The sequence below is a fragment of the Sphingomonas sp. CFBP8993 genome, from assembly GCF_034044895.1.
In the GTDB taxonomy this organism is placed as follows: Bacteria; Pseudomonadota; Alphaproteobacteria; order Sphingomonadales; family Sphingomonadaceae; genus Sphingomonas.
Genome location: NZ_JAXCWU010000003.1, coordinates 159951 through 186518 on the forward strand (window position 1 = coordinate 159951; position 26568 = coordinate 186518).

The 26568-nt window shown below is 67.8% G+C and carries 21 protein-coding genes; 11 read left to right on the top strand and 10 right to left on the bottom strand.

All coding sequences use genetic code 11. From position 1 onward, the window contains the following. Window positions 1-247: 247 nt before the first annotated feature. Window positions 248-2830: a bifunctional lysylphosphatidylglycerol flippase/synthetase MprF gene (mprF, locus tag SOM26_RS06960; RefSeq protein WP_320452007.1), complete on the top strand. Its 2583-nt coding sequence runs from the start codon at window positions 248-250 to the stop codon at window positions 2828-2830. Between the two features lie 29 nt (window positions 2831-2859). Here mprF and SOM26_RS06965 read toward each other — a convergent pair whose 3' ends face one another. Then, complete coding sequence (locus SOM26_RS06965; protein ID WP_320452008.1) at window positions 2860-3888, bottom strand: glycosylasparaginase; 1029 nt, start codon at window positions 3886-3888, stop codon at window positions 2860-2862. 378 nt (window positions 3889-4266) lie between these two features. On the opposite strand from SOM26_RS06965, the gene SOM26_RS06970 reads away from it, so the two are divergent. Beyond that, a complete protein-coding gene (locus tag SOM26_RS06970) occupies window positions 4267-7350 on the top strand; it encodes a TonB-dependent receptor plug domain-containing protein (protein WP_320452009.1) in 3084 nt (1027 codons plus the stop codon). 217 nt (window positions 7351-7567) lie between these two features. Here the strand turns inward: SOM26_RS06970 and SOM26_RS06975 are convergent, their stop codons facing one another. Genes SOM26_RS06975 through SOM26_RS06985 form a run of 3 tightly spaced genes read right to left on the bottom strand, consistent with a single transcriptional unit; the run spans window position 7568 to window position 10031 of the window. Further along, on the bottom strand, window positions 7568-8509 hold the full coding sequence (locus tag SOM26_RS06975; protein WP_320452010.1) for a Gfo/Idh/MocA family protein: 942 nt from the start codon (window positions 8507-8509) through the stop codon (window positions 7568-7570). A gap of 5 nt (window positions 8510-8514) precedes the next feature. Continuing rightward, entirely contained in the window at window positions 8515-9144 is a 630-nt protein-coding gene (locus SOM26_RS06980; protein WP_320452011.1) for a 2-dehydro-3-deoxy-6-phosphogalactonate aldolase, read from the bottom strand. Further along, window positions 9141-10031, bottom strand: a complete 891-nt coding sequence (locus tag SOM26_RS06985) for a 2-dehydro-3-deoxygalactonokinase (RefSeq protein ID WP_320452012.1) — start codon at window positions 10029-10031, stop codon at window positions 9141-9143. Before SOM26_RS06985 ends, SOM26_RS06980 begins: the two co-directional genes overlap by 4 nt. Before the next feature lie 465 nt (window positions 10032-10496). Here SOM26_RS06985 and mqo point away from each other — a divergent pair, with 465 nt between their 5' ends. The 3 genes from mqo (at window position 10497) to SOM26_RS07000 (ending at window position 14015) form a co-directional block, all read left to right on the top strand. Beyond that, a complete protein-coding gene (gene mqo / locus SOM26_RS06990; RefSeq protein ID WP_320452013.1) occupies window positions 10497-12221 on the top strand; it encodes a malate dehydrogenase (quinone) in 1725 nt (574 codons plus the stop codon). A gap of 163 nt (window positions 12222-12384) precedes the next feature. Then, window positions 12385-12888: a free L-methionine (R)-S-oxide reductase MsrC gene (msrC, locus tag SOM26_RS06995; RefSeq protein WP_320452014.1), complete on the top strand. Its 504-nt coding sequence runs from the start codon at window positions 12385-12387 to the stop codon at window positions 12886-12888. A 182-nt stretch (window positions 12889-13070) separates the two neighbouring features. Beyond that, window positions 13071-14015, top strand: a complete 945-nt coding sequence (locus SOM26_RS07000; RefSeq protein ID WP_320452015.1) for an RcnB family protein — start codon at window positions 13071-13073, stop codon at window positions 14013-14015. Window positions 14016-14158: 143 nt separating this feature from the next. On the opposite strand, the gene SOM26_RS07005 is transcribed toward SOM26_RS07000, so the two are convergent. The 6 genes from SOM26_RS07005 to SOM26_RS07030 all read right to left on the bottom strand — a co-directional run bounded on the left by SOM26_RS07005 (window position 14159) and on the right by SOM26_RS07030 (window position 18424). Continuing rightward, window positions 14159-15421: a M20/M25/M40 family metallo-hydrolase gene (locus tag SOM26_RS07005; RefSeq protein ID WP_320452016.1), complete on the bottom strand. Its 1263-nt coding sequence runs from the start codon at window positions 15419-15421 to the stop codon at window positions 14159-14161. A gap of 142 nt (window positions 15422-15563) precedes the next feature. Beyond that, a complete protein-coding gene (locus SOM26_RS07010) occupies window positions 15564-15689 on the bottom strand; it encodes a hypothetical protein (protein ID WP_320452017.1) in 126 nt (41 codons plus the stop codon). Window positions 15690-15714: 25 nt separating this feature from the next. Further along, window positions 15715-16572, bottom strand: coding sequence for an SDR family oxidoreductase (locus SOM26_RS07015; RefSeq protein WP_320452018.1), 858 nt, complete (start codon window positions 16570-16572; stop codon window positions 15715-15717). Window positions 16573-16647: 75 nt separating this feature from the next. Next, window positions 16648-17472, bottom strand: a complete 825-nt coding sequence (locus tag SOM26_RS07020) for a hydrolase 1, exosortase A system-associated (RefSeq protein ID WP_320452019.1) — start codon at window positions 17470-17472, stop codon at window positions 16648-16650. Next, complete coding sequence (locus SOM26_RS07025; RefSeq protein WP_320452020.1) at window positions 17460-18155, bottom strand: alpha/beta hydrolase family protein; 696 nt, start codon at window positions 18153-18155, stop codon at window positions 17460-17462. Before SOM26_RS07025 ends, SOM26_RS07020 begins: the two co-directional genes overlap by 13 nt. Then, window positions 18152-18424, bottom strand: a complete 273-nt coding sequence (locus SOM26_RS07030) for an acyl carrier protein (RefSeq protein WP_320452021.1) — start codon at window positions 18422-18424, stop codon at window positions 18152-18154. The genes SOM26_RS07025 and SOM26_RS07030 overlap by 4 nt, the downstream gene beginning before the upstream one ends. 367 nt (window positions 18425-18791) lie before the next feature. On the opposite strand from SOM26_RS07030, the gene SOM26_RS07035 reads away from it, so the two are divergent. The 6 genes from SOM26_RS07035 (at window position 18792) to SOM26_RS07060 (ending at window position 26560) form a co-directional block, all read left to right on the top strand. Continuing rightward, complete coding sequence (locus tag SOM26_RS07035) at window positions 18792-20279, top strand: AMP-binding protein (RefSeq protein ID WP_320452355.1); 1488 nt, start codon at window positions 18792-18794, stop codon at window positions 20277-20279. Then, window positions 20276-21505 carry a pyridoxal-dependent decarboxylase, exosortase A system-associated gene (locus tag SOM26_RS07040; RefSeq protein WP_320452022.1) on the top strand — a complete coding sequence of 410 codons (1230 nt, stop codon included), beginning with the start codon at window positions 20276-20278 and terminating at the stop codon, window positions 21503-21505. The genes SOM26_RS07035 and SOM26_RS07040 overlap by 4 nt, the downstream gene beginning before the upstream one ends. Before the next feature lie 95 nt (window positions 21506-21600). Continuing rightward, complete coding sequence (locus tag SOM26_RS07045) at window positions 21601-22239, top strand: XrtA/PEP-CTERM system exopolysaccharide export protein (RefSeq protein ID WP_320452023.1); 639 nt, start codon at window positions 21601-21603, stop codon at window positions 22237-22239. Window positions 22240-22251: 12 nt separating this feature from the next. Further along, window positions 22252-23760, top strand: coding sequence for an XrtA system polysaccharide chain length determinant (locus SOM26_RS07050; RefSeq protein WP_320452024.1), 1509 nt, complete (start codon window positions 22252-22254; stop codon window positions 23758-23760). Beyond that, window positions 23757-24860 (top strand): AAA family ATPase, encoded by a 1104-nt coding sequence (locus tag SOM26_RS07055; RefSeq protein WP_320452025.1) that lies wholly within the window; start codon window positions 23757-23759, stop codon window positions 24858-24860. The genes SOM26_RS07050 and SOM26_RS07055 overlap by 4 nt, the downstream gene beginning before the upstream one ends. Beyond that, window positions 24857-26560 carry a hypothetical protein gene (locus SOM26_RS07060; RefSeq protein ID WP_320452026.1) on the top strand — a complete coding sequence of 568 codons (1704 nt, stop codon included), beginning with the start codon at window positions 24857-24859 and terminating at the stop codon, window positions 26558-26560. The genes SOM26_RS07055 and SOM26_RS07060 overlap by 4 nt, the downstream gene beginning before the upstream one ends. Window positions 26561-26568 lie beyond the last annotated feature (8 nt).

Sequence of the window (26568 nt, forward strand, 5' to 3'; positions counted from 1 at the left end):
GGGCCCGGACGGCACGAAGGGACGTTCCTTTCACCCGTTCTTTATAAGGCTTGCGACATAAGCGAAGCGTGGGCGAAGCATGACGCTTCTGTCATGAGGGGCGCGTCCGGGGCGTGACGAACTTGTCATGCGCCCGTAAGGCGGGCGGGGCAGACGGCGTTCTATTCCGCCGCACGCGACAGGGAATGGGATTGAAAATCTGAGTGATCGGCGCGTGAAACGAGGGGATGGGACGGGGGAGCCGATCATGACGACGCACGACAGCACGGCGTCCATGTTCGACCGGCTGGTCGCCTATGGCCGGGCGCGACGCGGGTATCTGGCGGTCGCCGCGATCCTGCTGCTCGTCGCCTTGGGCCTGTCGGCGCTCCACCACCTGACGCGGTCGGTCCGGTTTTCGGACGTCCGCGCGGCCTTTTATGCGATCGACCCGCGCCAGATCATGCTGGCGGTCGGCTTCACCATCGCCAGCTATGTCGCGCTGACCTTCTACGACGTCATCGCGCTTCGGGTCATCGGACGGCCGCTGCGTTGGCGCACGGCGGCGACCGCGTCCTTCACCAGCTATACGCTCAGCCACAATCTGGGGCTGGGCCTGCTGACCGGCGGGTCGGCGCGGTACAGGGTCTATGCCGCCGCCGGGCTGGACGGGCCGGACATTGCGCGGGTCATCGCGATCGCCAGTGCGACCTTCTGGTTCGGGGTGTTCACCGTCACCGGCTTCGGCCTGTTGTTCCATGAAGGCCCGATCACGGTCGAAGGGTGGATGCTGGCGCAAGGCGTGGTCCGCTGGGTCGGCGGCGCGGTCGTCGTGGGTGCGCTGGCGCTGATCCTGCTGTGCCACCTGCGTCCCGGCCAGCGTGTCGGCTGGCGCGCCTGGAGCGTGCCGCTGCCCACGCCCGCGCAAGCCGTCGCTCAGGTCGGCATCGCCTCGCTCGACCTGACCTGTGCCAGTGCCGCGCTGTTCGTCTTGCTGCCGGGGGCCTCGATCGACCTGCTGCCCGCCTTTCTGCTCGCCTATGCGCTGGCGATCATCGTCGCGCTGGTCAGCCATGTGCCCGGCGGCATCGGCGTGTTCGAGGCGGTGGTGCTGGCGACGGTGCCGGTCGACCGAACCGACCTGTTCGCCGCGCTGATCGCGTACCGGGTCCTCTATTACCTCGCCCCGCTGGCGCTGGGCATCGCGCTGCTGGCCTGGGACGAGGCACGGCGGCGGCCGATCAAGGCGTTGCGCGATATCCGCCGCGTGCTGCTGGGCGTCGCGCCAACGCTGCTGAGCGCGGCCTGTTTCGGCGGGGGGACGATCCTGCTGCTGTCGGGATCGCTGCCCGCCATTCCCCAGCGCGTGCACCAGCTCGTCCATATCGTGCCGCTTCCCTTCATCGAGGCGTCGCATTTCGCCGCCAGCCTGGTCGGCACGGGGCTGCTGCTGCTGGCGCCGGGACTGTATCGGCGGCTCGACGGCGCGAGCCTGGCGGCGCGCGCGTTGCTGGTTGCGGGGGCGATCTTCTCGCTGGCGAAGGGCATCGATTATGAAGAGGCGGCGGTCTGCCTGACCATCGCCTTGCTGTTGCAGATGAGCCGCCGTGCCTTTTACCGGCGCACGTCGCTCGTCGCCCGGCCGCTGTCGCCGACCTGGCTGTTCAGCGTGGCGGTGGTGATCGTCGGCACGGCCTGGATCGGCTTCTTCGCGTACAAGCATGTCGATTACCGGGAATCGCTGTGGTGGCGGTTCGCGCTGTCCGACGACGCCTCGCGTTTCCTGCGTGCAGGATTGGGCGTTGCGGTGATGCTGGCGGCGGCGGGGCTGTGGCGGTTGTTCCTGGCCGCACCCCAGGGCGAGGCGGACCACCCGGCGATGACGCAGGTCCTCGGCATCGTCGAACAGGCCGAGCGCACCGATGCCGCGCTCGCGCTGCTGGGCGACAAGCGGTTCCTGTTCTCGCCGGAGGGTGATGCCTTCGTGATGTATCAGGTGCGCGGCACGAGCTGGATCGCGATGGGCGACCCGGTGGGCCCGCGCGCGGCCTGGGCCGACCTGCTCTGGCAGTTGCGCACCATGGCCGATGCCGCGCAAGGGCGGCTGCTCCTCTATCAGATCACACCCGACGGCCTCGAGATCGCGATCGAAATGGGGCTTCAGATCATCAAATATGGCGAAGAGGCGCTGATCGACCTGTCCGCCTTCGCGCTGGAGGGCGGGCGGATGCGCGGCCTTCGCCAGACGCTCAACCGTTTCCGCACGCGCGAGAATGCCAGCTTCGCGATCCTGCCCGCCGCGCAGGTCCCCGCGATCCTGCCCGAACTGAAGGCCGTGTCCGACAACTGGCTGCTGGAAAAGGGGCATGGCGAAAAGGGGTTCAGCCTGGGGCGGTTCGATCCCGACTATCTGGCGATGACCGACTGCGCCGTCGTCCGGGTCGAGGGGCGGATCGTCGCCTTCGCCAACCTCTGGAAGGCGGGCGACAAGCGCGAGCTGTCGGTCGACCTGATGCGCCATGTCGAGGACGCACCGGGCGGGGTGATGGACTATCTGTTCGTTGAGCTGATGCTGTGGGGACAGGCGGAGGGCTATGGCCGTTTCGCGCTGGGCCTCGCGCCGCTCTCGGGGGTCGGCGGGCGGCGGATGGCGCCGACCTGGGCCAAGGTCGCCGCGCTGGTGTTCCGGCATGGCGAGCGGTTCTACGGCTTTCGGGGGCTGCGGGCGTATAAGGAGAAGTTCCAGCCGGAATGGGCCCCGCGCTATATCGCGGGGCCGCGTGGGCTGGGGCTGGTCAAGGCGCTGCGCGACCTGAACGCGCTGATCGCCGACGGGGGAGAGGACAAGTAAATTCCTCCCCTGCAAGGGGAGGAATATGCTTAGGCCCGGAACAGCGACGGTGCCTTTTCGACCCGCGTCTTGCCCGCCGCGTCCGTCACCGCATAGGTGAAGCCCGGCAACAGGCAGAAGGCACCGATCCGCCCGGCGGTGTCCATCGCCAGGAAGCCGACCTGCACCCCCTTGATCGCATCGCCGCGCAGGGATGCGATGTGCTTGGCCGCTTCCTCGCATGCCGCCTGGGGGCTGATGCCATGCCGCATCGAGGCGACGACGCGCGCGGTGCCGACGGTGCGGGTGACTTCCTCGCCCAGGCCGGTGGACGTCGCCCCGCCCACGCCGCGTTCGACATAGAGGCCCGAGCCGACCTGTGGCGAATCCCCGACCCGCCCGCGCATCTTGAACGCCATGCCCGAGGTCGTGCAGGCCCCCGCCATCCGCCCGCTGGCATCGCGCGCCAGCATCCCGATGGTGTCGTGGTCGAGCGCGCCGCCCGGCGTGCCCGGCCGCCCTTCGCCATAGGTGCCCGTCTCGCTATTGGCGACCGGCTTGTAGTTTTGCGTCTTCAGCCATTCCCGCCAGGCCTTTTCCGCCTCCGGGGTCAGCAGCTTCACGCGCGGGAAACCCCGGTCGCGGGCAAAGCGGGTCGCGCCTTCGCCGACCAGGAAGGTGTGCGGGGTATGCTCCATGACCGCGCGCGCGACGGAGATGGCGTGGACCGTATCTTCCAGCGCGGCCACCGCGCCGACGCCGCCCGCATCGTCCATGATCACCGCGTCCAGCGTCACATGCCCGTCGCGGTCGGGATAGCCGCCATAGCCGACCGAGTGGTTGTTCGGATCGGCCTCGGGCACCATCACCCCCGCCTCGACCATGTCGATCAACGAGCCACCGGTGCGCCCCTTGGCAAAGGCCGCGTCATTGGCGGGCGCGCCGAAGTCCCATGTCGACAGGATGGTGGCGCGGGGTGAGGCGGCCTGCGCGAAACTGCGTGCCGGGGCTGCCAGACCGGCCCCGATGCCCGCCAGCGATGCGATGCCGCCCAAAAATACGCGCCGTTCGTCCTGCATTCTTATGCTCCCATCCCCCGGACGATCTTGTCCGACCATGACGTGGATGATGCGGGCGTGCGCGCAAAGCCGCAAGAGGGATGACGAACCGATATGGAACCACTCGTAGCGATTCGTGATGGAACACCTGGTGCTGGTCTGGCGATCCGACCACAAACCATGTCGAAATATTGCCAGATCACACGTCAAGCAGCTGAAATCGTTTTCATTTGTGGCTTTTGGGTTACAGTTTCGTCACAATGACGTGATGGGTGTTGCATAGGTATGCATTAGGTATTGACCGACATGCGGCAAAAATATTGTCCTTTCCCCGAACCCGGCGTCCCATGGCCGGGATGAAGGGGAGACCTCATGAGAATTCAGCAGTCCGCATCCTGGTTGGCCCTAGCTACCGCGACGGTGCCCGCCACCGCGCTGATGTTCGCCGCGCCCGCCGCCGCCCAGCAGGCCGCATCCACCGCCACCCCGGACGACGCCGCCGAACAGCGCGACTCCGACGCCTCGATCAGTGCGCAGGCCGCGCAGACCCGCTCCGCCGCGATCACCGGCACGCCCCAGGCGTCAAGCGGCGGCGAGGTCATCGTCACCGGCACCCGCATCACCCGGCCCAACCTGGCCTCGGCCGCGCCGATCACTTCGGTCACGCGCCAGGACATCCAGGCGCAGGCGCCGCTGAACGTCGAGGAGGTGCTGAACCGCCTGCCGCAGGTCGCCCCCGACGCCCAGTCCAACTATGCCGATTCCGATGGTCGCCAGCGGATCAAGCTGCGCAGCCTGGGCTTCGAGCGGACACTGGTGCTGGTCGACGGCAAGCGTCTGGGCACGCAGAACGGCCAGGACACCGGCATCATCCCGGCCAGCCTGTTGGAGCGCGTCGACGTGCTGTCGGGCGGTGCGTCGTCGGTCTATGGTTCGGACGCGATCTCGGGCGTGGTGAACTTCGTCCTGCGCAAGGATTTCGAGGGGCTTCGCCTCGACGGCAATTACAATTTCTATAACCACAACAACACGACCAACATCGTCACGCCGATCGCGACGGCGGCGGGGTTCAGCAGCCCGTTGGGCCTGACCAATGACGGCGGCCGTTCCGACCTGACGCTGACAGCGGGCAAGAAGCTGTTCGGCGATCGACTGAACATCTCGGGCTTCGTCAATTACCGCCAGGCCGACCTGGTCCAGAACGGCGCGCGCTCCTATGCGGCGTGCCCGATCGCGCAGTTGACCAAGGATTCGACGCTCTCCTGCTCGCCCTTGTCGACCTATTCGCGCAGCGGCTTCGTCTCGCCCACCTCGGGCCCCAACGCCAATGCGCAGTACGTCAACAATCCGGACGGCTCGCGCACCTTCGTGCCCTTCGGCCCGGGTGCCGGAAACGCCGCCAACCCCTATGACGACGTGTCTTTCCAGCGCGCCAATGAGCGTTACACGGCGGGCGGCTTCGTCAACCTGAAGATAGCGCCCGAGCTCGAGATCTATGGCGACGGCATCTGGTTCCGCGACACCTCCGAGAACCCGACCCCGCGCCGCGTCTATTCCTACACGGTGGCGGGCACCACGCCCTATCAGGTGAATTGCGACAATCCCTTCCTGTCGGGCGGCCAGGCGGGCGCGCTGGGCTGTACGCCGGGCAGCACCGGCTACGTGCCGCTCGACGTGCGCTATCGTTTCGACGGACAGCCTGCCCAGGCCGACCGTTTCGTCAACATGGGCTTCCGCGCGACCGGCGGCGTCCGGGGCAAGATCGGCGAGGCCTGGTCCTATGACGTGGGCGGCGTCTATGCCCGCAACCAGCAGGACTGGTATCTCGGCTCGACGTCGCAGAACGACCGGGTGAACCGCGCGCTCGACGTCGTCTCGGTGAACGGCGTGGCCACCTGCCGTTCGGTGGTCAACGGCACCGATCCGTCCTGCGTGCCCTTCGATGCGTTCCGCGCCGGTTCGGGCAGCAATGCGCTGACCAACTATCTGTTCTCCAGCGGGGCGACCGGCCAGCGCCGCACCGTCACCCAGCTGTTCGACGCGATCGCGGTCGTGAACGGCGACCTGACGACCTATGGCATCAAAACCCCTTGGGCGGATGACGGCCTGGCCGTGTCGCTGGGCACCGAATATCGCAAGGACCGACTGATCTCGACCGCCGATGCGGGGTTCGTCGACCAGTTCGGCGAGCAGGATGCCCGGCTGAGCCAGGACGTCTGGGAATCGAATATCGAGCTTCAGGCGCCGCTGATCCAGAACAAGCCGTTCGCGCATCTGCTGCAGACCAATGGCGGCTTCCGCGTGTCGAAGTACAGCTCGAACCCGAAGAGCTTCTCGACCTGGAAGATCGAGGGGCTGTACGCGCCCGTCGCCGACATCACCTTCCGCGCCTCGTACAACAAGGCGCAGCGCGCACCGACGGTGATCGAGATCCGCCAGGCGACGCAGGTCAATTTCGGCCGTAACACCACGCTGACCGATTTCTGCGCGCCCGTCTCACGCACGCTGCCCGACGGCACCGTGACCACGACGCCGCTCGGCTCGCGCGAGCTGTGCAGCAAGACCGGGCTGGCTGACAATCTGTATGGCAACGCTTCGCTGCTCTGCCCGACCGAGGGGTGCACGACGCGTTCGGGCGGCTTCACCGCCGATCCCGAAACCGCCTACACCCTGACCTATGGCCTCGTTGTGAAGCCCAGCTTCATTCCGGGCCTGGTCTTCTCGGCCGATCGCTATCAGGTACGGATCGTCAACTCGCTGGGGTATAACGGCGCGGATTATTATCTGCAGGGCTGTCTGGCATCGAACGGCGACCCCTTCTTCTGCAACGGCATCGTCCGCGATCCGGTGACGGGTTCGATCGGCAATGCGCCCGCGGGCAATCCTTCGTCGGGCTTCGTGCGCCAGGGCACGACCAACTATTACCGCACGCTCGCCAATGGCTGGGACTTCCAGGGCCAGTATTCGCTGGACCTGAAGGGTGCGGGTCGTCTGGACTGGGGCTTCAACGGCTCGCTGTCGAGCCTGGCCGGTGGTCAGGACTCGCCGCTGCGCAGCCAGTATAACTGCGCGGGTTACTTCTCGAACGGCATCTCGTGCGGGCAGCTGGTTCCGAAATGGGCGCACACGCTGCGCACCACCTGGACGACGCCGGACCGGACGTTCAACGCCTCGTTCAACTGGCGCTATACCGGCTCGCTGACGACCGCGAACAATTCGGGCAATGCGGATATCGGCGGCACGCCGGAGCGGTTCCAGAACACCTTTGCGCGCATCTCGCCGCAGAGCTTCTTCGACCTCGCGCTGACCTGGAACATCGCCCGCCAGTTCGCCTTCCGGATCATCGCGAACAACATCTTCGACAAGACGCCGCCGATCATCCCGAACTCGTACCAGGTCGCCCTGTCGCGCTCGAACACCGCGCCGCAGCGTTACGACGCGCTGGGCCGCCAGATCGCGATCGGTGCGACGGTCAACTTCTGATCCCTTCCCCCCGGCGGGGGGCTTTCCACCCCCCGCCAATCCCTGAACTGAAAAGGCCGGTCGTCCCGTGGGACAACCGGCCTTCTTTTTTTGGGGTGTACGGGGGTGCACTTCGACTTCGCTCAGTGCGAACGGGATGAAGGGATAAATCCCACCCTCCGTTCAGCCTGAGCGAAGTCGAAGGCCAAGGGGAAACACTTCCGACCCCGCCCGGGGATTACTCCACGAAGTCTTCGACCTCACGCCGCTTGCCGCGCATGAAGGCGTCGGCGACATGCCGCAGCGGCGCGATGTCCACGTCCGAGCGTCCGCCCTGCACCAGCTCGGCGAAGCGCGCATAGAGCCCCGGATATTCGCCGTGCAGCCCTTCCTGCTCATGCGGCGTCGAGCCGTCGGGCAGGGTCAGCACCGCGCCGCCCTCGGCCAGCTTCAGCGTGCCGTCGGTCGTCTCGACGACAATGTCCCAGCTCTGATGGCCTTCCTGCCGCCAGTCGAGGTCGAGCGTGACGGGCGTGCCGTCGGTGGTGCGGAAGGCCACGTCGGCGGCGATCGGCGCGTCGCGATTGGCGGGGAAGTCCAAAGTCGCGCGCTCGATGAAAAACGGCTCGGGCATGATATGCGTCGCGATCGACAGGGCGTTGATGCCCGGATCGAACACGCCGAACCCGCCCGCTTCCCAGATCCAGGCCTGACCCGGATGCCATTGGCGCACATCCTCGCGCCAGGTGATCGCGGCCGACGTCACCTTGCGGCTCGACAGCCATTCGCGCGCGGGCTCGACACCCAGTGCGTAGCGCGAGTGCCAGCTGGCGAAGAGGGTGACGTTCGCCTTGGCCGCCAGCTCCTCCAGCACCGCCACTTCGGCAAGCGTCGCGCCCGGCGGCTTCTCCAGGAAGACGTGCCAATTATTGGCCAGCGCGGCGGCGGCGATGGCGTGGCGGACCTGCGGCGGGGTGCACAGCGCCACCGCATCTACTTCCAAGTCGCTCTGCGCGAGTTCGGCGATGTCGTGGAAATGCGGCACGCCCTCGACCCCGTTCGGCGAGCGGCTGACGGTGGCGACCAGTTCGAAGGCCGGATTGCCTGCGATGGCGGGGACATGCTGGTCATGGGCGATCTTGCCCATGCCGACCAGTGCGAGACGGATCGTGTCGGTCATCGGTATCAGCGTGCCTTTTCGATATAAGCGCGCGCCGACACGGCGACATCCGCCGCCGGCTTGCCCGCGCTATAGAGGTTGGAGCCCAGGCCGAAGCCGTCCGCGCCGTGTGCGCGCCATTCGGCCATGTTGTCGGGCGTGATGCCGCCGACCGCCAGCACCGGGACGTCGCGCGGCAGGACGGCGCGCTGTGCCTTGAGGAAGGTGGGCGAGGCGCCTTCGGCCGGGAACAGCTTCAGGCCATGCGCGCCCGCCTTCAGCGCGGCGAACGCCTCGGACGGCGTGAAATAGCCGGGCAGCGAGATCATCCCTTGCGCCACGCTGTGCGCGATCACCTGCGTATCGGTGTTGGGCGAGACGATCAGCGTGCCGCCCGCCGCCTTCACCCGGTCGACCTGCTCGGTGGTCAGCACGGTGCCGGCGCCGACGATCGCCTTGTTTCCGACATGGGCCGCGATGGCGGCGATGCTGTCATAGGGCTGCGGCGAGTTGAGCGGCACTTCGATCAGGGTGAATCCCGCCTCGACCAGCGCGTCGGCGACCGGGATCGCCTCGTCGGGAGTCAGGCCGCGCAGGATCGCGACCATAGGGCAGGCGGCAAAGGCCTTGGCAAAGGCTTGGGCTGGGTCGGTCATGACAGATGCTCCCGAATGGCGTGAAGACCGGCGAGGAAACCGGCATGGCTGTCGAGGGCGACGACGGTGCCGCCCCGCGCCTCGATCCCGATGGTGTAGAGGTCGGCCAACAGGCCGCTGGACAGCAGGTGAACAGTCCTGCCCTCCAGGCCCGGCACCGCACCGACGTCGCTGCCGATCAGCAGGCCGCTGGCATAGGCGGCCGCGTCCTCCGCCACGATCCGGCCGAGCAGGACCGAGGCGCGCACCCCGAACAGGGCCGCCGTCAGGTCGCACGCGCCGCTGCCGCGCGCCAGGCCGTCGCGAAAGGCCGCGCCGTCCGCCACCGGGCCGTCGAGCATCCCGGCAAGGATGCCATGCCCCTTGACCAGCGCGAACAGCTCACCGGTCATGGTGGTGGCGAAGTCGGTGATCCGGCCGCCCTCGACATGCACCCATTTGTTGTGGGTGCCGGGCTGCGCGAACAGCGCGTCCGCCGGCGCGATCCCGGCGGCCACCGCGCCCAGCACCTGCACCTCCTCGCCGCGCATCACATCGGCGCGGGTATCGGTCAGCAGCGAGACGCCGGGGACGATCGTGACATCGGACTCCGCGATCCGCGTCGCAGCGCGGGCCAGGGTCGGGATATCGGCGGGGGCAGGGACATAGGCCGCTTCGCGCCAGCCCCGCGTCGACCCCACCATTCCGGCGGCGATGATCGGCAGGTCGCCGAACCGGATGCGGATCGCGGTGATCTCGCGTGCGTAGCCGCTCTGGTCCATCGCCAGCACGCCGCGATCGTCGCGCACGGTGTCCAGCATCGTGCCATCGGCCGCCAGGACATAGATTCGCCGGTTTGTCGTACCCCAATCGATCGCGATATAGGCGGGCGTCACGTCTGATGGCACGGCAGGCACAGCCTCTCATGAATTTTTTTCTATGCGAATTTGTAGGACAATAGATTGCACCGCGCAAGCGGCGCGATTATGACTTTTCGTGCGAGATAACGGACAAGGGTCTAGGCGGTGGGCGAGAAATCGCACAATTTCGATTTGCCTAAATATATTGAGATGCATTATCGACAAATCGATTGGGAAGGGTAATGTCTAGACGGACCATTGCCCCGACAAAGCCGCCGACCGGCGGATCGCGCCGACATGGACAGTCGGTGAGAGTCGGCTATGCGCATAACAGGTATACGAGATTAAAATCGTAGGTGAGGATCGCAAGGCCGGGTAGCGGCCGCTCTTCCGCTCGCGCGGTCGCGTTCGGTGGAAGGACTGCGCCCGATTTCGAACATCACGGCCATGCCGTTCGTCGCGACAAGGGATCGCGGACAGCGCGCATGACCCAGTATCGCAAAGGCGTCGAACATGCAGAGTGAGGATCGAAACCAGCGCGGCCGGATGGGCGCTGCGAAAGGCACGGCGCGTGAGGGGATTACCCGCCGCGCGATGATGGGCTCGACCCTGGTGGCGGGTGGCGCGGCGGTCGCGCCCTTCGCGGCGGAAGCCGCGGGCTCCGAACACAAGGTCGACGTCCTCCTGATCGGCGGCGGCATCATGAGCGCGACGCTCGGCGTGCTGCTGCGCGAGCTGGAGCCCAGCTGGACGATCGAGATGGTCGAACGGCTGGACAAGGTGGCCGAGGAAAGCTCCAATGGCTGGAACAATGCGGGCACCGGCCACTCGGCCTTGTGCGAGCTGAACTACACGCCGGTGAACGAGGCGGACGGCAGGGTCGAGATCAAGAAGGCGATCGAGATCAATGAGCAGTTCCAGGTCACGCGCCAGTTCCTGAGCCACCAGATCCGCACCGGCGTCCTGAAGAACCCGCGCAGCTTCATCAACTCCACCCCGCACATGAACCTGGTGTGGGGCGACGAGAATGTCGCCTTCCTCCAGAAGCGCCACGCCGCGCTGCTCGCCAGCCCGCTCTTCTCCGGCATGGAATTCACCACCGACCCGCGCCAGATCGCCCAGTGGGTGCCGCTGATGACCGAGGGGCGCAAGGCCGGGCAGAAGCTTGCCGCCACCCGCTCGGTGCTGGGCACCGATTGCGAATGGGGCGAGGTGACGCGCCAGTATATCCGCGCGCTCCAGGGCCAGCCCGGCGTGACGCTGACCACCGGCCATGAGGTTCGCTCGCTGGAGCGCAACGCCGATGGCAGCTGGCGGGTGACCGCGCGCGACCGCAAGACCGATGAGAAGCGGATCATTACCGCGCGCTTCGTGTTCGCGGGCGCGGGCGGCGGCGCTCTGCCCATCCTGCAGAAGTCGGGTATTCCCGAGGGCGACGATTATGCCGGTTTCCCGGTCGGCGGATCGTTCCTGGTGGCCGAGAACCCGGCCATCGCCAAGCGCCATATGGCCAAGGTCTATGGCAAGGCGGACGTCGGTTCGCCGCCCATGTCGGTGCCGCATCTCGACACCCGCTATCTGAACGGCAAGCAGGTGCTGCTGTTCGGCCCGTTCGCCACCTTCTCGACCAAGTTCCTGAAGGAAGGCTCGTATTTCGACCTGCCCAAGTCGGTGACGCTCGACAATTTCCGGCCGATGCTGTCGGTCGGCTGGGACGAATTCTCGCTGGTCGAATATCTGGCCGGGCAGCTGATGATGAGCCAGGAAGACCGCATGAACGCGCTGCGGCAATATTTCCCCAACGCCAAGGACGGCGACTGGCGGCTGTGGCAGGCCGGTCAGCGGGTGCAGATCATCAAGCGCGATCCCAAGAAGGGCGGCGTGCTGAAGCTGGGCACCGAGATCGTCGCGTCCAAGGACGGCTCGATCGCCGCGCTGCTGGGCGCGTCGCCGGGCGCCTCGACCGCGCCGTCGATCATGCTGAACCTGATCAAGAAGGTCTTCCCCGACCGCTTGGCCACCCCGGCCTGGCAGGCCAAGATCCGCGAGATCGTGCCCAGCTATGGCACCGCGCTGAACGAGGATCGCGACCTGCTGGCGCATGAATGGGCCGCGACAGCCGAGACGCTGCAACTCGCCATGGCCCCGCCGCCGGTCAGCGCGCCCACGGTCACGGAGGCTCCGCGCCCCGAAGCGACGCGGGTCAGCCCCAACCGGCATCCCGACCTGGCGCTTTGATGGATGTTGGGTCCCGCTCCTGAAGGGAGGGGGCCTTATGAAGACACGGGATGGCCTGACAGGTTTGTTTTCAATCCTCGTCAGGCCAGCCGTTGCGGCGTGGCGGTGTCGAAAGTGACCGTTCGGGGATGACGCGCGACGTGCAGCCGCCTACATCCGCGCTATGTATCAGTTCGACATCACCGCCGGCTCGAAGGCCGAGCTTTACCGGGACCTCCATGCCGCGCTCGACGCGCTGACGGCGGGCGAGGCGGATGCGGTCGCCAACATGGCCAATGCCGCCGCGCTGATCTGGCAATATCTGCCCGACCTTAACTGGTCCGGTTTCTACCGGATGGTCGCGGGCGAGCTGGTGCTGGGCCCGTTCCAGGGCAAGGCGGCTTGCATCCGCATTCCGGTCGGCAAGGGCGTGTGCGGCACGGCGGTCGCCGAGGCACGGACGCAGCGCGTCGCCGACGTTCACGCCTTTCCGGGCCATATCGCCTGCGACGCGGCCAGCCGGTCCGAACTGGTGGTGCCGATCCTGCGCGGCGATGCGGTGATCGGTGTCCTCGACCTCGACAGTCCCGAGCCCGGCCGTTTCGACGAAGAGGATCAGGCGGGGTGCGAGGCGCTTATGGCCCTGCTCGCGCCGCGCCTCGGCACGCCCGGCGTTCCGGCGATCTGACCGGTTCGTCTTTCCCTCTAAGTCCCGGATATGGTTTGATTCGGGACAAATAACTCCGATTACGGAGGGAACGGCATGGTGGTATAAGCCTTTGTCATGGGTGACGACGTCGGGGGAGGGGCGTCGGTGCACCGACACAGGAGTCCATCGAACCCATGCGAACCTCTTCGCACCTGACCGCCTTGACCTTGACCCTGATGGCGAGTGCACCGGCGTTCGCCCAGGCGGGGGCCCGCTATCCCCGCCCCGATTTCGACGCGGCGGCTTCCCCGACCGCGCCGCCACCATCTTCCCGGATCATGTCGTCGCAGCCGGTCGTGACGACCTATCGCAGCGGCCCGGTGCGCGATGCTCGCTGGGGCAGCCAGGTCGGCGGTCGCTGGTGGGGTGGGGCCAATGCTCCGGGCGGCTGGCGGGCCTATCGCCGTCCCGTTCGCGGCATGGTCATGCCCTCCTACTGGAACGATCCGCGCTTCGGGGTGCAGGACTGGGCGGTCTACACCTTGCCGCAGCCGCCGGTCGGCTATCACTGGTCGCGCTATTATGACGATGCAGTGCTGATCGATCCGCGTGGCTCGGTTTATGACAGCGTGTCCGGCGTGAACTGGGACGGGGTTGGGGCCGACACCATGCCGCCGCCACCACGTTATGCCCGGCGTGACGACGGCCTGGGTGGCGCGGCGATCGGCGCGGTTGCGGGCGGTGTCGCGGGCAACCTAGTCGCCGGGCGCGGCAATCGGCTGGGAGGTGCGCTGATCGGGGCCGGTGTCGGGGCCGCCGCAGGCTATGCCATCGACCGTGCCGAGGATCGGCGGCGCACCATGGCGCCATATTATGACGATTATGGCCAGCCCGATTATGGTTATCAGGGCGACTATCCGCCGCCGCCGCCACCGCCCGCGATGGGGCGACGCGTCGTGACGCGCGACGGCACGACGGTCACGACCACCACCACGGTCGGGACCCTGGCCGATGGACGGTCAGGCTATTATGATAGCGGCTATTATTATCCGGCTCCCACCGTCACGACAGTTGTGATACAAGGTCCGCCGGTTACCACGACAACGACGACCACCACGACTCAGATCGTGCGTCCGATGCTACGCCGTTCGCGGGTCCGGAGCTGAATGGTCCGTCGCTGAAGCCTTCCCCCAGGGGGGAGATTTCCACCCGAGAGACGCCGGGTTGGGAATTGGGATGCCGCTCCGATTACTCCCTCGGGGCGGCATCCCCTATTCCCAGCAATCCGGCCGGTCGGATCGATGGGCGCTCAGCGCCCGCCGAACGTGACCAGGCTTTCCGCGCCGTTCGCCGCGATCGCCGACACGCCGACGAAATGGTCGTCCACCGGCACCTGGGTCAACACTGCGTTGGGCTCGGTCACCTCGCGTGACTGGGTCCAGTTGGCGACGTCGTTGCGCCGCCATTGCACGCGGTAGCGGACCGCGCCCGGCACCGGGGCCCATTCGACCTTGGTATCGCGCGACAGCGCGCCGCTGATCGTCACCTTGTCGGGGGCGGGCGGCGCGGCGGCCAGGCGGGCGAGCGTCGCGATGTTGATCGCCGTCACCTTCGCCAGATAGGGAAAGTCCATCTTGTCGATGGTGTCGCCGTAAGCGACGGTCCCTTCCTTGCGCAGGTCCTGATGCTGCGCGTCCCAATCCTCGTTGGCGACCGAGAAGCGGACGGCGGGATAGCCCAGCTTCAGGAACGGCTCATGGTCGCCACCGCGCCCGAACCGGTCCGGCCGCCGGTCCAGGAACACGTCCAGCCCGCCCAGCTTGTCGGCGACGCCGTCGATCGCCTTGGCCAGCGCGCGGCTGGGTCCGTCATCCTCGCCGCCATTGCCGCGCCGCTGGATCTGCTGCGGCAGGTCTTCGGAGGCACGAATGCCCTCGGAGAAGACCCGGACCCAGCGGGCCTCGCGCACGCCGCCCTGGCCGATCGTATTGCCGACGATGTCGTTGTTCAGCATGGCCGACACCCGCCAGTTGCGTGCCTTGGCGGTATCGGCGAGCAGCGTCGCGCCCCACAGCCCCTGTTCCTCGCCCGAGAAGACGGCATAGACGATGGTCGCATCGAACTGCTGCTTCGACAGGTTCCGTGCCGCTTCCAGCACCAGCGCCACGCCCGAGGCATCGTCATTGGCCCCCGGCGCATCCGAGGTCGCGTCCATCACGTCGGTCACGCGGCTGTCGATATGCGCGCCGACGATCACGACGCGGCTCGGGTCGCGCCCGCGCTGGATACCCAGCACGTCCTCGACCATCACGCCGTTCGGTGCGCGCGGCCCCGTGAAGCGGCGGTTGATCCGCTCGACGGTGATGCAGCCGTTGCACCCTTGCCCGATCGTCTCGAACTGCCGGGCGGCCCAGTCGCGCGCCGCCCCGATGCCACGCTTGGGATCGGTGGTGGTCGAGGCGGTGTGGCGCGTGCCGAAGCCGACCAGTGCTTCGACATCGGCCTTCAGTCGGGCGGGGGAGGGTGCGGCGGCGGGCGTCGCGGCGGCGGCAAGCAGAAGCGGCAGGATCATGACGGCAGACTGGCCGAGTGGGCATGGCGGCGCAAGTGGCTGTTCGTCCACGGGACTTCCCCGCTCCATATCCACCACCGGGACCGGCCACTTTCGGCCCCGGCTTTTTCGCCCAGGCGCGATCGGTGGTTAGCGGTTTCACCTACCGTTCGAGATGGCGGCGGGTTGGCTCGGCATGATCCTTTTCGACCCAGGCGGCCAAGGCGCGGTCCTGATTCAGCGCCTGACGCGCGACGGCATCTTCAAGACGAATGACGACGGATGCCATGGCATGTCGCGCGCCTCCGGGAGGATCAGAGGAAGGGGGTGCCGCCGGTGACCGGAATGGTCGCGCCGGTGATGTAGCTGGCCTCGTCGCTGGCCAGCAGGACATAGGGCGGGGCAAGTTCGGCAGGCTGTGCCGCCCGGCCCAGCGGCGTCTGCTGGCCGAAGGTTTTCACGGCTTCCGGCGGCATGGTCGAGGGGATCAACGGCGTCCAGACCGGCCCCGGCGCCACCGCATTGACCCGGATCTTCCGATCGGCGAGCATCTGCGCCAGGCCAGCGGTGAAGTTGTGGATCGCGCCCTTGGTCGTGGCATAGGCCAGCAACTGTTCGTTCGGCTTGTCGGCATTGATCGAGGTCGTGTTGATGATCGATGCGCCCTCGGACATGTGCGGCAGCGCGGCCTTCACCAGATAGAACATCGCATGGATGTTGGTGGCGAAGGTGACCTCCCATTCCTCGTCGCTGATGTCCTCGATCGCCTGGAAGCTTGCCTGATGCGCGGCATTGTTGACCAGAATGTCGACCCGGCCGAAGGTCTGGGCGGTCCGCTCGACGATGGTGCGACAATGCGCCGCATCGCTCACATCGCCGGGGATCAGCAGCGCCTTGCGACCGGCCTGTTCGACCAGCCGCTGGGTCTCGGCGGCGTCCTCGTCCTCGGACAGGTAGGAGATCACCACGTCCGCACCTTCGCGGGCAAAGGCGATGGCGACGGCACGGCCTATGCCGCTGTCCGCGCCGGTGATGATCGCGATCTTCCCGGTCAGCTTGCCATGGCCGACATAGCTGTGTTCGCCGTGATCGGGGCGCGGGTTCATCGCCTCGGTCAGGCCGGGCATGTCCTGCTGCTGTTCGGGCTGGGGCGGGGTGGGGCGTTCGTTCATAAGCCGTGTCTCCTTGCCCCGACCAATGGGCGGGGCAGGAAGGCGTTCCGGCGAAAATCCTGATCTTAAAACGTATCAAGCGCTATTTTGCGGTTCCGCTTTGTCGTCGTGCAATGCGCCCGACTGGTCGGAAACCGTGGCAGCCAGGCGGGCGAGAATGGCCTGTTCCAGCGCGTCCATCGCATCGGCATAGCTGTGCGAGTCCGTCGCCAGCGCCTGCATCGCAAAGCCGTGCCCGCGCGCGGCGGCGCGGAAGGCAACGCCGGTCGCGTCGCCGCGCGCCACGATGATCGTCGCCGCTTCACCCCAGCGACCGACCGCATCGAGCAGCGGCGCGGCGGTCCGGTCGAGCGGTGCGGGCGGCGCGGCGATCTTGCTCAGTCCCTGACGCAATCGCCCCAGATCGACCGCGCCGCGCGCCAGCCTCAGCCACTCGGCCGGACTGGCCAGCTTGCGCATATAATGGCGGCGGATCGCGGCGGCGGGGGGCAGCGCATCGGGCTCGTCGGCAAGCCAGGGGTTGGACAGCAGCACGCCGTCCAGCCCCGCCGCCGCGCCGAACATCGCCAGCGCGGAGGCCGCGTCGCAGTTGCCGAAGCCCAGGATATGCGCGACGCCCGTCGTCTGGGCGAAGGCGGCGGTGGCGGCGGCGATGTCGGGCGCGCTGGACTCCCACCCGCCATTCGTCCCCTCGCTATCCCCGACCCCGCGCCGGTCGAAGCGGAACACCGGAAAGCCGCGGCCTGCGATATGCGCCGCCATCAGCGCCTGTCCGCGATGCGCCCCCATGCGCGGCTCGTTGCCGCCGGACACGATCAGCAGGCCGGTGTCCCTCGTGCCCTCGTCCAGCGTACCGACCAGCGTCGCGCCCTCGCAGGCAAAGGAGATCAGCCTTCGCATGACGCGATCCACTCCGCGATGTCGTCGGCCAGCAACGTGGCGAGCGCGGGATCGTCCTGCGGCTCGGCGCGGCGCCAGGGAGGAACGGCGTCGATCAGCCGGTCGGCGGCCGCGCGGTCATGGCCCAGCCGGACGACGCGGCGCGGCGTGCCCTCCTGCTCGAAGGGCTGAAGCCCCGCCAGTCCCGCCAGGAAATGCGGCGACACCCGGTTGCCCGCGATCCGCACCGGCGACTCCGCGCCGAACAGGCCATGCTCGTCGCCGCGCAAGCCCGCCGCCGCGCGCAGCCGGATGACGTCGCGCAGGACCGCCTCACCGGTCATCGGCGCGAGATGCCAGCGCCCGGCCAGCAACGCACAGCCGTCGATCAGCGTGCCGCCCCGGATCGACACGGCGTAACAGCGCCGATCGCCCAGCGCCTCGGCCGCCGCCTGATGCGCGTCGCGCCATTGCATGATGCTGGCCTGTTCGGTCGCGATCAGGCTTTCGCCCGTGCCTGGCCAGTCGGGCAGCGCGCCGCCGATCCCGCGATCAGCCAATTGCCGCAGCATGGCGACCGTGACGCCGCGCATCCGGTTGGCCTCTTCCCAGAAGGGAAGCGCGACCAGCACGACCGGCCCCTGCGCAGGCCCGAAGCGCAACATCGCCTCACGCCCGCCGGGCCAGTCATAATAGTCGATCAAGCGCGCGCCTTGGCATCGGCAAAGGCGACCAGCTGGCCGAAGGTTTCCAGCATCTCGCCATCCACTTCGTCATCCTCGATCAGGATGCCCAGGCGATCCTCCAGCTCGGTCAGGACCCCCGCGACCGCCATCGAATCAAGCTCGGGCAGCGCGCCGAACAGCGGCGTGTCGGCCTCGAAGGCGTCCACGCGTTCGGCCGACAGGCCCAGTACATCGGCCAGCACGCCGCGCACCGCAGCCTCGACCTGTCCATTCGTCTGGAGTTCCAAACCCTGTCGCCCTGTCCGTTGTTATGGTGTCGTTTGTAATGTTTGCGACAGCGTTAGTGCGCCGGGGGACATTGGGCAACGGGGCTTTGGCTGTGGGGTGAGCGGGCGGCTGAGACCGGGCGGCGCAAAAGCCCCCTCCCGCAGGCGGGAGGGGGTTGGGGGAGGGGCCTCGGCTGGTTTTTCTGTCACCACATAAGGTGTTTCGCGTGGCGGTGTCGGCGTTGGGTTTAAGGATAACGTCGGAGACCCAAACCCTCCCCCAGCCCCTCCCGCCTGCGGGAGGGGAGTTTGTTGGTGCGGGGGTTGCGCCATGTCAGTCAAACTCCCCCCGCTCGACTTTCCCCTGGCCCCGCCTGTAGATGGCGCGATGATCCTCGATCCGTCCGCGTCTCCGATCGACCATGTCCTGCGCGGGGCGGGTGATGCCCCGGCGTTGCTTGAGCGTGACGGCGTCCTCAGCTTTGCCGAGGTGGAGGAAGCGGTCGCGCGGCTGGCGGGGTGGCTGGCCGCGCAGGCGTTCGTGCCCGGCGCGCGGGTGGCGACGTGGTTGCCCAAGACGCGCATCGCCGCGTTGATGCCGCTGGCCGTGGCCCGGGCGGGGCTGGTGCATGTGCCGATCAACCCGCTGCTCAAGCGTGCGCAGGTCGCGCATATCCTGGCCGACAGCGGCGCCGCCATGCTGCTGACCCATCCGCCGCGCGCCGCGACGCTGGATGAGGGCGACGTGGCCGCCGGGGTGCGGCTCGTGACCGAGGCGGGGCAGGGCGACGCGCTCCCCCGCTCGACCGCCGATTTCGATGCACTGGCGGCGCTGCTCTATACCTCGGGTTCGACGGGGCGGCCCAAGGGGGTGATGCTGAGCCATGCCAATCTCTGGTACGGCGCGGTAGCGGTGGCCGAGTATCTGCGGCTGACCCCGGAGGACCGGGTGCTCGGCGTCCTGCCGTTCAGCTTCGATTATGGCCAGAACCAGTTGCTTTCGATCTGGGCGGCCGGGGGGGCGGTCGCGCCGCTCGATTACCTGACCCCGCGCGACGTGGTGAAGGCGGTGATCCGCCACGGCGCGACGACGCTGGCGGGGGTGCCGCCGCTCTGGACGCAGCTGCTGGCGACGGAGTGGCCCGCCGGGGCGGTGTCCTTGATCCGGCGGCTGACCAATTCGGGGGGCGCGCTGACGCCCCGGATGGTGCGCGGCCTGAGGACCTTGTTTCCCGCCGCCGACCTTTACGCCATGTACGGCCTGACCGAGGCGTTCCGCTCGACCTATCTCGACCCCGCGCTGATCGACGCGCATCCGGATGCGATCGGCCGCGCCATTCCCTTTGCCGAGATCATGGTGCTGCGCCCCGATGGCAGCCGCGCGGCGCCGGGCGAGCCGGGCGAACTGGTCCATGCCGGGCCCCTCGTCGCGCAGGGCTATTGGCGCGATGCCGAGCGGACGGCGCAGCGTTTCCGCCCCGCGCCCGGCTGGCCGCGCGCGGTGTGGTCGGGGGACACGGTGGTCGAGGGTGCCGACGGGCTGCTGCGGTTCGTCGGGCGTGATGACGAGATGATCAAGGTCTCGGGCAACCGGATCAGCCCGCAGGAGGTCGAGGAGGCTGCGCTGGCGGGGGGCGAGGCGCGGGAGGCGGTGGCCTTCGGTATCGCCGATGCGGGGCAGGGAGAGGCGATCGTCCTGGTCCTGGCGGGCGACCCGGCGGGCGAAGCGGATCTGCGCGCACGCCTGAAGCGCGACCTGCCCAATTTCATGCAGCCCGCACAGATGATCTGGCACGACGAGCTGCCGCGCAACGCCAATGGCAAGCTGGACCGAGCCGCGCTGCGCCGGGCGCTGGCCGACAAGGATGTGACATGACCAAGCCGATGGGCCCGATCCCGCCCGAATTCGCAGGCCAGCGCGGGATGCTGACGATCGCCGGGCAGAGTGCGGCGGCGTGGCTGGAGGGCAGCGAGGGCTCGGTCTTCGTCTATGATCCGGCGATCGTCGCGTCGCGCGTCGCGCGGTTTCGCGCCGCGTTCCCGACGATCGACCTGCACTATGCGATCAAGGCCAATCCTTTCGCGCCGCTATTGGCGGCGATGGCCGGGCTGGTCGACGGCTTCGACGTGGCGTCCTCGGGCGAACTGGCCAAGGTTGCCGGGCTGGGCAGGCCGGTCAGCTTTGCCGGGCCCGGCAAGCGTGACGGCGAACTCGTCGCCGCGCTGGAGGCGGGTGTGACGCTGAACCTGGAATCGGAGGGCGAGGCACGCCGCGCGCTCGGGCTTGCCGAGCGGCTGGGCGTCGTGCCGCGGCTGGCCGTGCGGGTGAACCCCGATGTCGAGCTGCGCGGATCGGGCATGAAGATGGGCGGGCGGCCCTCGCCCTTCGGCATCGACGCTGTGCGTGTGCCCGCGCTGGTCCGCGAGCTGGTGGCGGCCGGGGCGGACTGGCGCGGCTTTCATATCTATGCGGGCAGCCAGGCACTCGACCCCCAGGCGATCGCCGATACGCAAGCAGCGACGCTGGCGCTGGCCGCGCGGCTGGCCGACGAGGCCGGGGCCGCGCCGCCGCTCGTCAATCTGGGCGGCGGCTTCGGCGTCCCCTATTTCGCGGGCGACCGGTCGCTCGATATCGAGCTAGTGGGGGCCGCGCTCGACCAGGCGCTGGCGACGCGGCCCGCGATCTTGGCCGAGACCCGCTTCGCCATCGAGCTCGGCCGCTGGCTGGTGGCGGAGGCGGGTGTCTATCTGGCGCGTATCGTCGATCGCAAGGAGAGCGGCGGCGAAACCTTCCTGATCCTCGACGGTGGGCTGAACCACCAACTGGCGGCCAGCGGCAATTTCGGCACGGTCGTCCGGCGCAACTATCCCCTGGCGCTGGCCCATGCGATGGGCGTGGAGGCGGCGGAGACGGTGTCGGTGGTCGGACCGCTGTGCACGCCGCTCGACCGGCTTGGCGACCGTGTCGCGCTGCCGATCGCGCAGGCCGGCGATATCGTCGCCATCTTCCTGGCGGGCGCTTACGGAGCCTCTGCCAGCCCCGCGGCGTTTCTGGGGCATCCCCCTGCGGTCGAATATGTCGGCGGGGTCCGCCGTGCATAACGCTATGTTCACCTCTTGGCGGGCATGGTGAAAGTGCGCAATTCGCCTTTCGTCTCCGTATCCTGGGTCGCGAAAGGTTCAGGAGATCCGTTCGCATGGCATCGTTCGCCCGCCTTCTGTTGCTTGCAGGCCTCACGGCCTCGACGCTGACCGCCTGCTCGACGGGACCGGCCCGGCCCGAATTGCCCTCGGCAGGATTCGTCGCGCGCAAGGAACAGCCGGGCGAGGAATATGTCATCGGTCCGCTCGACACGCTCAACATCTTCGTGTGGCGCAACCCGGACCTGTCGCAAAAGGTGCAGGTGCGCCCCGATGGTCGCATCACCACGCCGCTGGTCAACGACATGCCCGCCGTCGGCAAGACGCCCGCGATGCTGGCCGACGACATGAAGAAGGCGCTCTCGGAATATGTCACCAACCCGATCGTGTCGGTGATCGTCGAGAATTTTTCGGGCACCTATAGCCAGCAGGTGCGCATCGTCGGCGCGACCGAGCGGCCCGCCAATATCCCGTTCCGCGCCAACATGACCCTGCTCGACGCGATGATCGCGGTCGGTGGGCTGAACCAATATGCCGCGGGCAACAAGGCCAAGCTGGTCCGCACCGACCGCGAGACGGGCAAGCAGCGCGAATATGCGCTTCAGATCAACGACCTGCTGCGCAAGGGCGACTCGTCGGCCAATGTCCGGCTGGAACCGGGCGACGTCATCATCATCCCCGAATCGATGTTCTGAGGCGGATCGCAGGTGTCGAGTATCCAGGACGAGATCCGGATCGCCATCCATGCCATTTGGATACGTCGCTGGCTGGCGCTGGCGGTGGCCTGGGCGGTGTGTATCGGGGGCTGGCTGTTCGTCGCCCAGATTCCCAGCAAATACGAATCGCGCGCGCGGATCGCGGTCCAGAACACGCAGATCCTGCCCGACGGCATGGCCCCCAGCCAAACCGGGGCGGCCGAATCGGTCGACCGCGTGCGCCAGACGCTCGTCTCGGCGATCAACCTGCAGAAGGTGGTGCGCGGCACCGACCTGGCCACCACGGTGTCGAGCGACGCCGATGTTGCGGCGCGCGTCGCCCAGTTGTCGCAGGCGATCAAGATCGAGAACCAGCAGGACACCGTCTTCCAGCTGACCGTCACGCTGGGCAGCCCGAAGCTGGCACAGCAGGTGGCGCAGAAGCTGATCGACATCTTCGTCGAGTCCAACCTGCTGGGTGATCGCAACAATACCAGCCAGAGCCTGGCCTTTCTCGACAAGCAGCTGAACGAGCGCCAGAAGCAGCTCCAGATCGCCGAGACCAAGCGCGCCCAGTATCAGAACCAGTTCATGGGCGGCCTGCCGGGCAGCGGTACGGTCGCCGATCGCATCGGCCTGGCGCGGTCGCAGATGGCGCAGATCGACAGCGACCTGGCGGCGGCGCAGTCCAGCGTCGCGGCGGTGCAGGGGCAGCTGGCGGGCACGCCGCGCACGGTGGGCGAGGGCGGCGGGGTAGCGGGCCCGGCGCATGTCCGGCTTGCGACGATCCAGGGCCAGCTCGCCGATGCGCGGGCGCGCGGCTATACCGAAAATCACCCCGACGTCGTCGCGCTGAAGAGCCAGTTGGCGGCGGCGCAGGCGGCGGCCAAGGCCGAGCCCGCCGGGGGCGGGGCGGGCGGCGCGCCCAATCCGCTTTATATGTCGCTCCAGTCGATGGCGGCCGAGAAACAGTCGCAGCTTGCCAGTCTGAAGATCCGCAAGGCGCAGTTGCAGAACGATCTCGACCGGCTGAACGCCAGCCTGGCCAGCGATCCGGAACAGACCGCGGAGCAGGGTGCGAACGACCGCGACTATCAGGTGTTGAAGGACAGCTACGACCAGTTGCTGCGCCAGCGCGAACAGGTCGCCCTGCGCGGACAGGCGCAGAACCAGACCGACGCGATGCGTTTCAGCGTGATCGATCCGCCGACCTATCCCCGCGCGCCCAGCGCGCCCAACCGCATCCTGTTGCTGACCGGCGTGTTCCTGGCCGGGCTGGGCCTGGGTGTCGGGTCCGCCTTTGCCCTGTCCAAGCTGCGCCAGACCTTCACCACGCCGCAGTCGCTCCAGCGCACGATGGGCCTGCCGGTGATCGGTGCGATCGGTGAGGTCGTCACGCGCGGCCAGTCCACGGCACGCGCGCGGCGGCTGAAACTGTTCCTCGGCGGGACGGCCGCACTCGGCGCGACCTATGGGATGGTGTTGGCAATCGAGCTACTGCAACGGGGATTGGCCGCGTGAACGGAAACGTGAAACCACCCAAATCCCGTCGGGAACCCTCGCTGCTCGAAAGAGCGGCCAATATCTACGATTTCCAGTCCTATATGCGTGGGGCGGCACCCGAGCCCGTGTCCACCGCACAGGCACCCGACCGTCACGCCGACGAACGCCAACCCGAGGCGTGGACGCCGCCGCCAGCCGTCCCGGTTGATCGGACACCCCCGGCCGCGATGCCCCCTCGCGAGGCACCTTCGTTCGAAGCGATGCCGGACGACGAGGATGTGCCGATCCTGAGCGGTATTCCCGCCGAGTTCCTAGCATCGCCCGAGGATGACGTCTTCCTGGCCAGTGAATATAATCCGGGCCTGTCCGACGTCGCCACGGTCGATCGGGCGATGCTGGCCGAAAACGGCATGATCGTGCCCGGCGCGCCGATCGGCCCGCTCGCCGAGGAGTTCCGGCTGGTCAAGCGCCAGCTGATCATCACCAGCCAGCGTCTGGTCGCCGGGGGCGACGGGGACAAGGCGCGGGTGGTGCTGGTCTGTTCGGCGCGGCCGCAGGACGGCAAGACCTTCTGCTCGGTCAATCTGGCGCTGTCCTTGGCGGCGGAGCGCGATACCGAGGTGCTGCTGGTCGACGCCGACGTCGCCAAGCCCGACGTGCTGGGACGGCTGGGCCTGGTCGAGGGGCCGGGCCTGCTCGACGCGCTGATGGATACCAGCATCGACGTCGAGTCGCTGGTGATGCGCACCGATGTGCCGCATCTGTCGGTCCTGCCCTGCGGAACGCGGACCGCCAGCGATACCGAGCTGCTCGCCTCGGCACGGACGCGCCATGTGCTGCAACGCCTGTTGTCGGCCAATCCGCGCCGCCTGGTCATCTTCGACTCGCCGCCCGCGCTGGCCGCGTCCCCGGCCTCGGTGCTGGCGATGCTGGCGGGTCAGGTGATGATGGTCGTCCGCGCCGATCGCACGCCCGAGAGCGAGGTGACCGCCGCGGTCGAACTGCTCGACGCGTGCGAACATATCCAGCTGGTGCTGAACAGCGTCGCCTTCGTCCCCGGCAGCCGCCGGTTCGGCTATTACGGCGCCTATGGAAACGGCAAGGACGCGATGAAGTGACGGCGACGCGCCCCCTGCTGATCGTCGCGGCGGGCACGCTGGCCGCATGGCCGGCCGTGTCGACGGCGCAGCAGGCGCAGGGGGGCCTTCCGCGGGCATCGGCGATCGACCCGGCACCGGGCGACGCGTCCACGAACGGCCAACCCGCACGGCCGGTCGCCCAGCAGAAGCGGACCCGCATCTCGCCCTATGTCGAGGTGGGGCAGGGGATCAATGCGGACCTGAACACCGGCGACACGGTGACCTATACCTCGCTGGCGGCGGGCGTGAACGCGCAGGTGCAGACCCGGCGGGCCGAGGGACAGATCAGCTATCGCTACGAACATCGCTTCGGCTGGGGCGACCGGGTGGGCGATGGCGATATCCATAGCGGCCTGGCACGTGCATCCTATCGCATCTCGCCCACGCTCAGCCTGGACGGCGGGGCGCTGGCGACGCGGACGCGCGCCGATATCCGTGGTGCCGCCCCCGGCGTGCTGGTCGGCGATGTCGGCAATATCTCGCAGCTCTATTCGGCCTATATCGGCCCGTCGCTGACGACCCGCGCCGGGCCGGTGCAGATCGGCGCCAATTACCGGCTGGGTTATAACCGGGCCGACACGCCGGGCTTTGGCGGCCTGGTCCCCGGACAGCCGCGCCTGGACTATTTCAGCGACAGCTGGAACCAGCTCGCCTCGGTCAGCGCGTCGGCGCGGCCGGGTACGCTCCTGCCGGTCGGCGTGTCGCTGAACGCCGCCTATAATCGTGATGATGCCGGGCAGTTGTCGCAGCGTTACGAGGGCTGGTTCGTACGCGGCGACGTGCTGAAGCCGATCTCCTCCTATGTCGCGCTCACCGCCGGGGTGGGTTATGAAAAGATCGAGGCGAGCCAGCGTGACCCGGCGGTCGATGCGGCGGGGCGGCCGGTGCTCGACGGTCGTGGCCGCTTCGTCTCCGACCCGGCCGGGCAGCGGCGCATCGCCTATCGCACAGAGGGTGTCTATTACGATGCGGGCGTGATCTGGCGCCCCAATCGCCGCACCTCGGTGGAGGGGCATGTCGGCCAGCGTTACGGCTCGCTCAGCATCACCGGCATGGCGCAGTACCAGGCGTCGCGTCACCTGGTACTGCAGGCCAATGTCTATGACGGCATCCAGACCTTCGGCCGCCAGCTGACCAATGGCCTGGCGAACCTGCCCACCAATTTCATCGAGACGCGCGACGTCTTCGCCCAGCAGTTCAACGGCTGCGTATTCTCGGCGGGCGGCACAACGCCCGGCGGCTGCCTGAACGACGTGCTGCAATCGGTACAGACGGCGGTGTACCGTGCGCGCGGCGTGAACGTGACGGCCAGCCTGTCGCGCGGGCGGTCAACGATCGGCTTCGGCGCGGGCTATAGCAACCGCGAGCTCTTCGCGCCCGACGACGTGCCCGGCATCATCGTGTCCGGCGCCAGCGACGAGAGCTATTACGCCCAGATTTTCTTCGGTCGCGCCCTCGACGCCAATTCGGGGCTTAACCTGAATGGCTTCGTTAACTATTATGCCTCTAGGTTGGCGGGGGCCGAGGGAGTGGTATCGCTGGGAACGACCGCCAGCTATTACCGCAACTTCGGACGGCTCGGAACAACCGCGTCGGTTGGATTGTACCATTTCCAGGTCGGCGATCTGACCAGTGCCCTGTCGGCACAGGCCCTGATCGCCGCACGGTATCAATTCTGACCGGCCGA

Coding starts and splice junctions, on each gene's coding strand:
- mprF (WP_320452007.1), top strand. CDS start 248: ATGACGACGCACGACAGCACGGCGTCCATGTTCGACCGGCTGGTCGCC.
- SOM26_RS06965 (WP_320452008.1), bottom strand. CDS start 3,888: ATGCAGGACGAACGGCGCGTATTTTTGGGCGGCATCGCATCGCTGGCG.
- SOM26_RS06975 (WP_320452010.1), bottom strand. CDS start 8,509: ATGACCGACACGATCCGTCTCGCACTGGTCGGCATGGGCAAGATCGCC.
- SOM26_RS06980 (WP_320452011.1), bottom strand. CDS start 9,144: ATGACCGACCCAGCCCAAGCCTTTGCCAAGGCCTTTGCCGCCTGCCCT.
- mqo (WP_320452013.1), top strand. CDS start 10,497: ATGCAGAGTGAGGATCGAAACCAGCGCGGCCGGATGGGCGCTGCGAAA.
- msrC (WP_320452014.1), top strand. CDS start 12,385: ATGTATCAGTTCGACATCACCGCCGGCTCGAAGGCCGAGCTTTACCGG.
- SOM26_RS07005 (WP_320452016.1), bottom strand. CDS start 15,421: ATGATCCTGCCGCTTCTGCTTGCCGCCGCCGCGACGCCCGCCGCCGCA.
- SOM26_RS07010 (WP_320452017.1), bottom strand. CDS start 15,689: ATGGCATCCGTCGTCATTCGTCTTGAAGATGCCGTCGCGCGTCAGGCG.
- SOM26_RS07015 (WP_320452018.1), bottom strand. CDS start 16,572: ATGAACGAACGCCCCACCCCGCCCCAGCCCGAACAGCAGCAGGACATG.
- SOM26_RS07020 (WP_320452019.1), bottom strand. CDS start 17,472: ATGCGAAGGCTGATCTCCTTTGCCTGCGAGGGCGCGACGCTGGTCGGT.
- SOM26_RS07035 (WP_320452355.1), top strand. CDS start 18,792: ATGATCCTCGATCCGTCCGCGTCTCCGATCGACCATGTCCTGCGCGGG.
- SOM26_RS07040 (WP_320452022.1), top strand. CDS start 20,276: ATGACCAAGCCGATGGGCCCGATCCCGCCCGAATTCGCAGGCCAGCGC.
- SOM26_RS07045 (WP_320452023.1), top strand. CDS start 21,601: ATGGCATCGTTCGCCCGCCTTCTGTTGCTTGCAGGCCTCACGGCCTCG.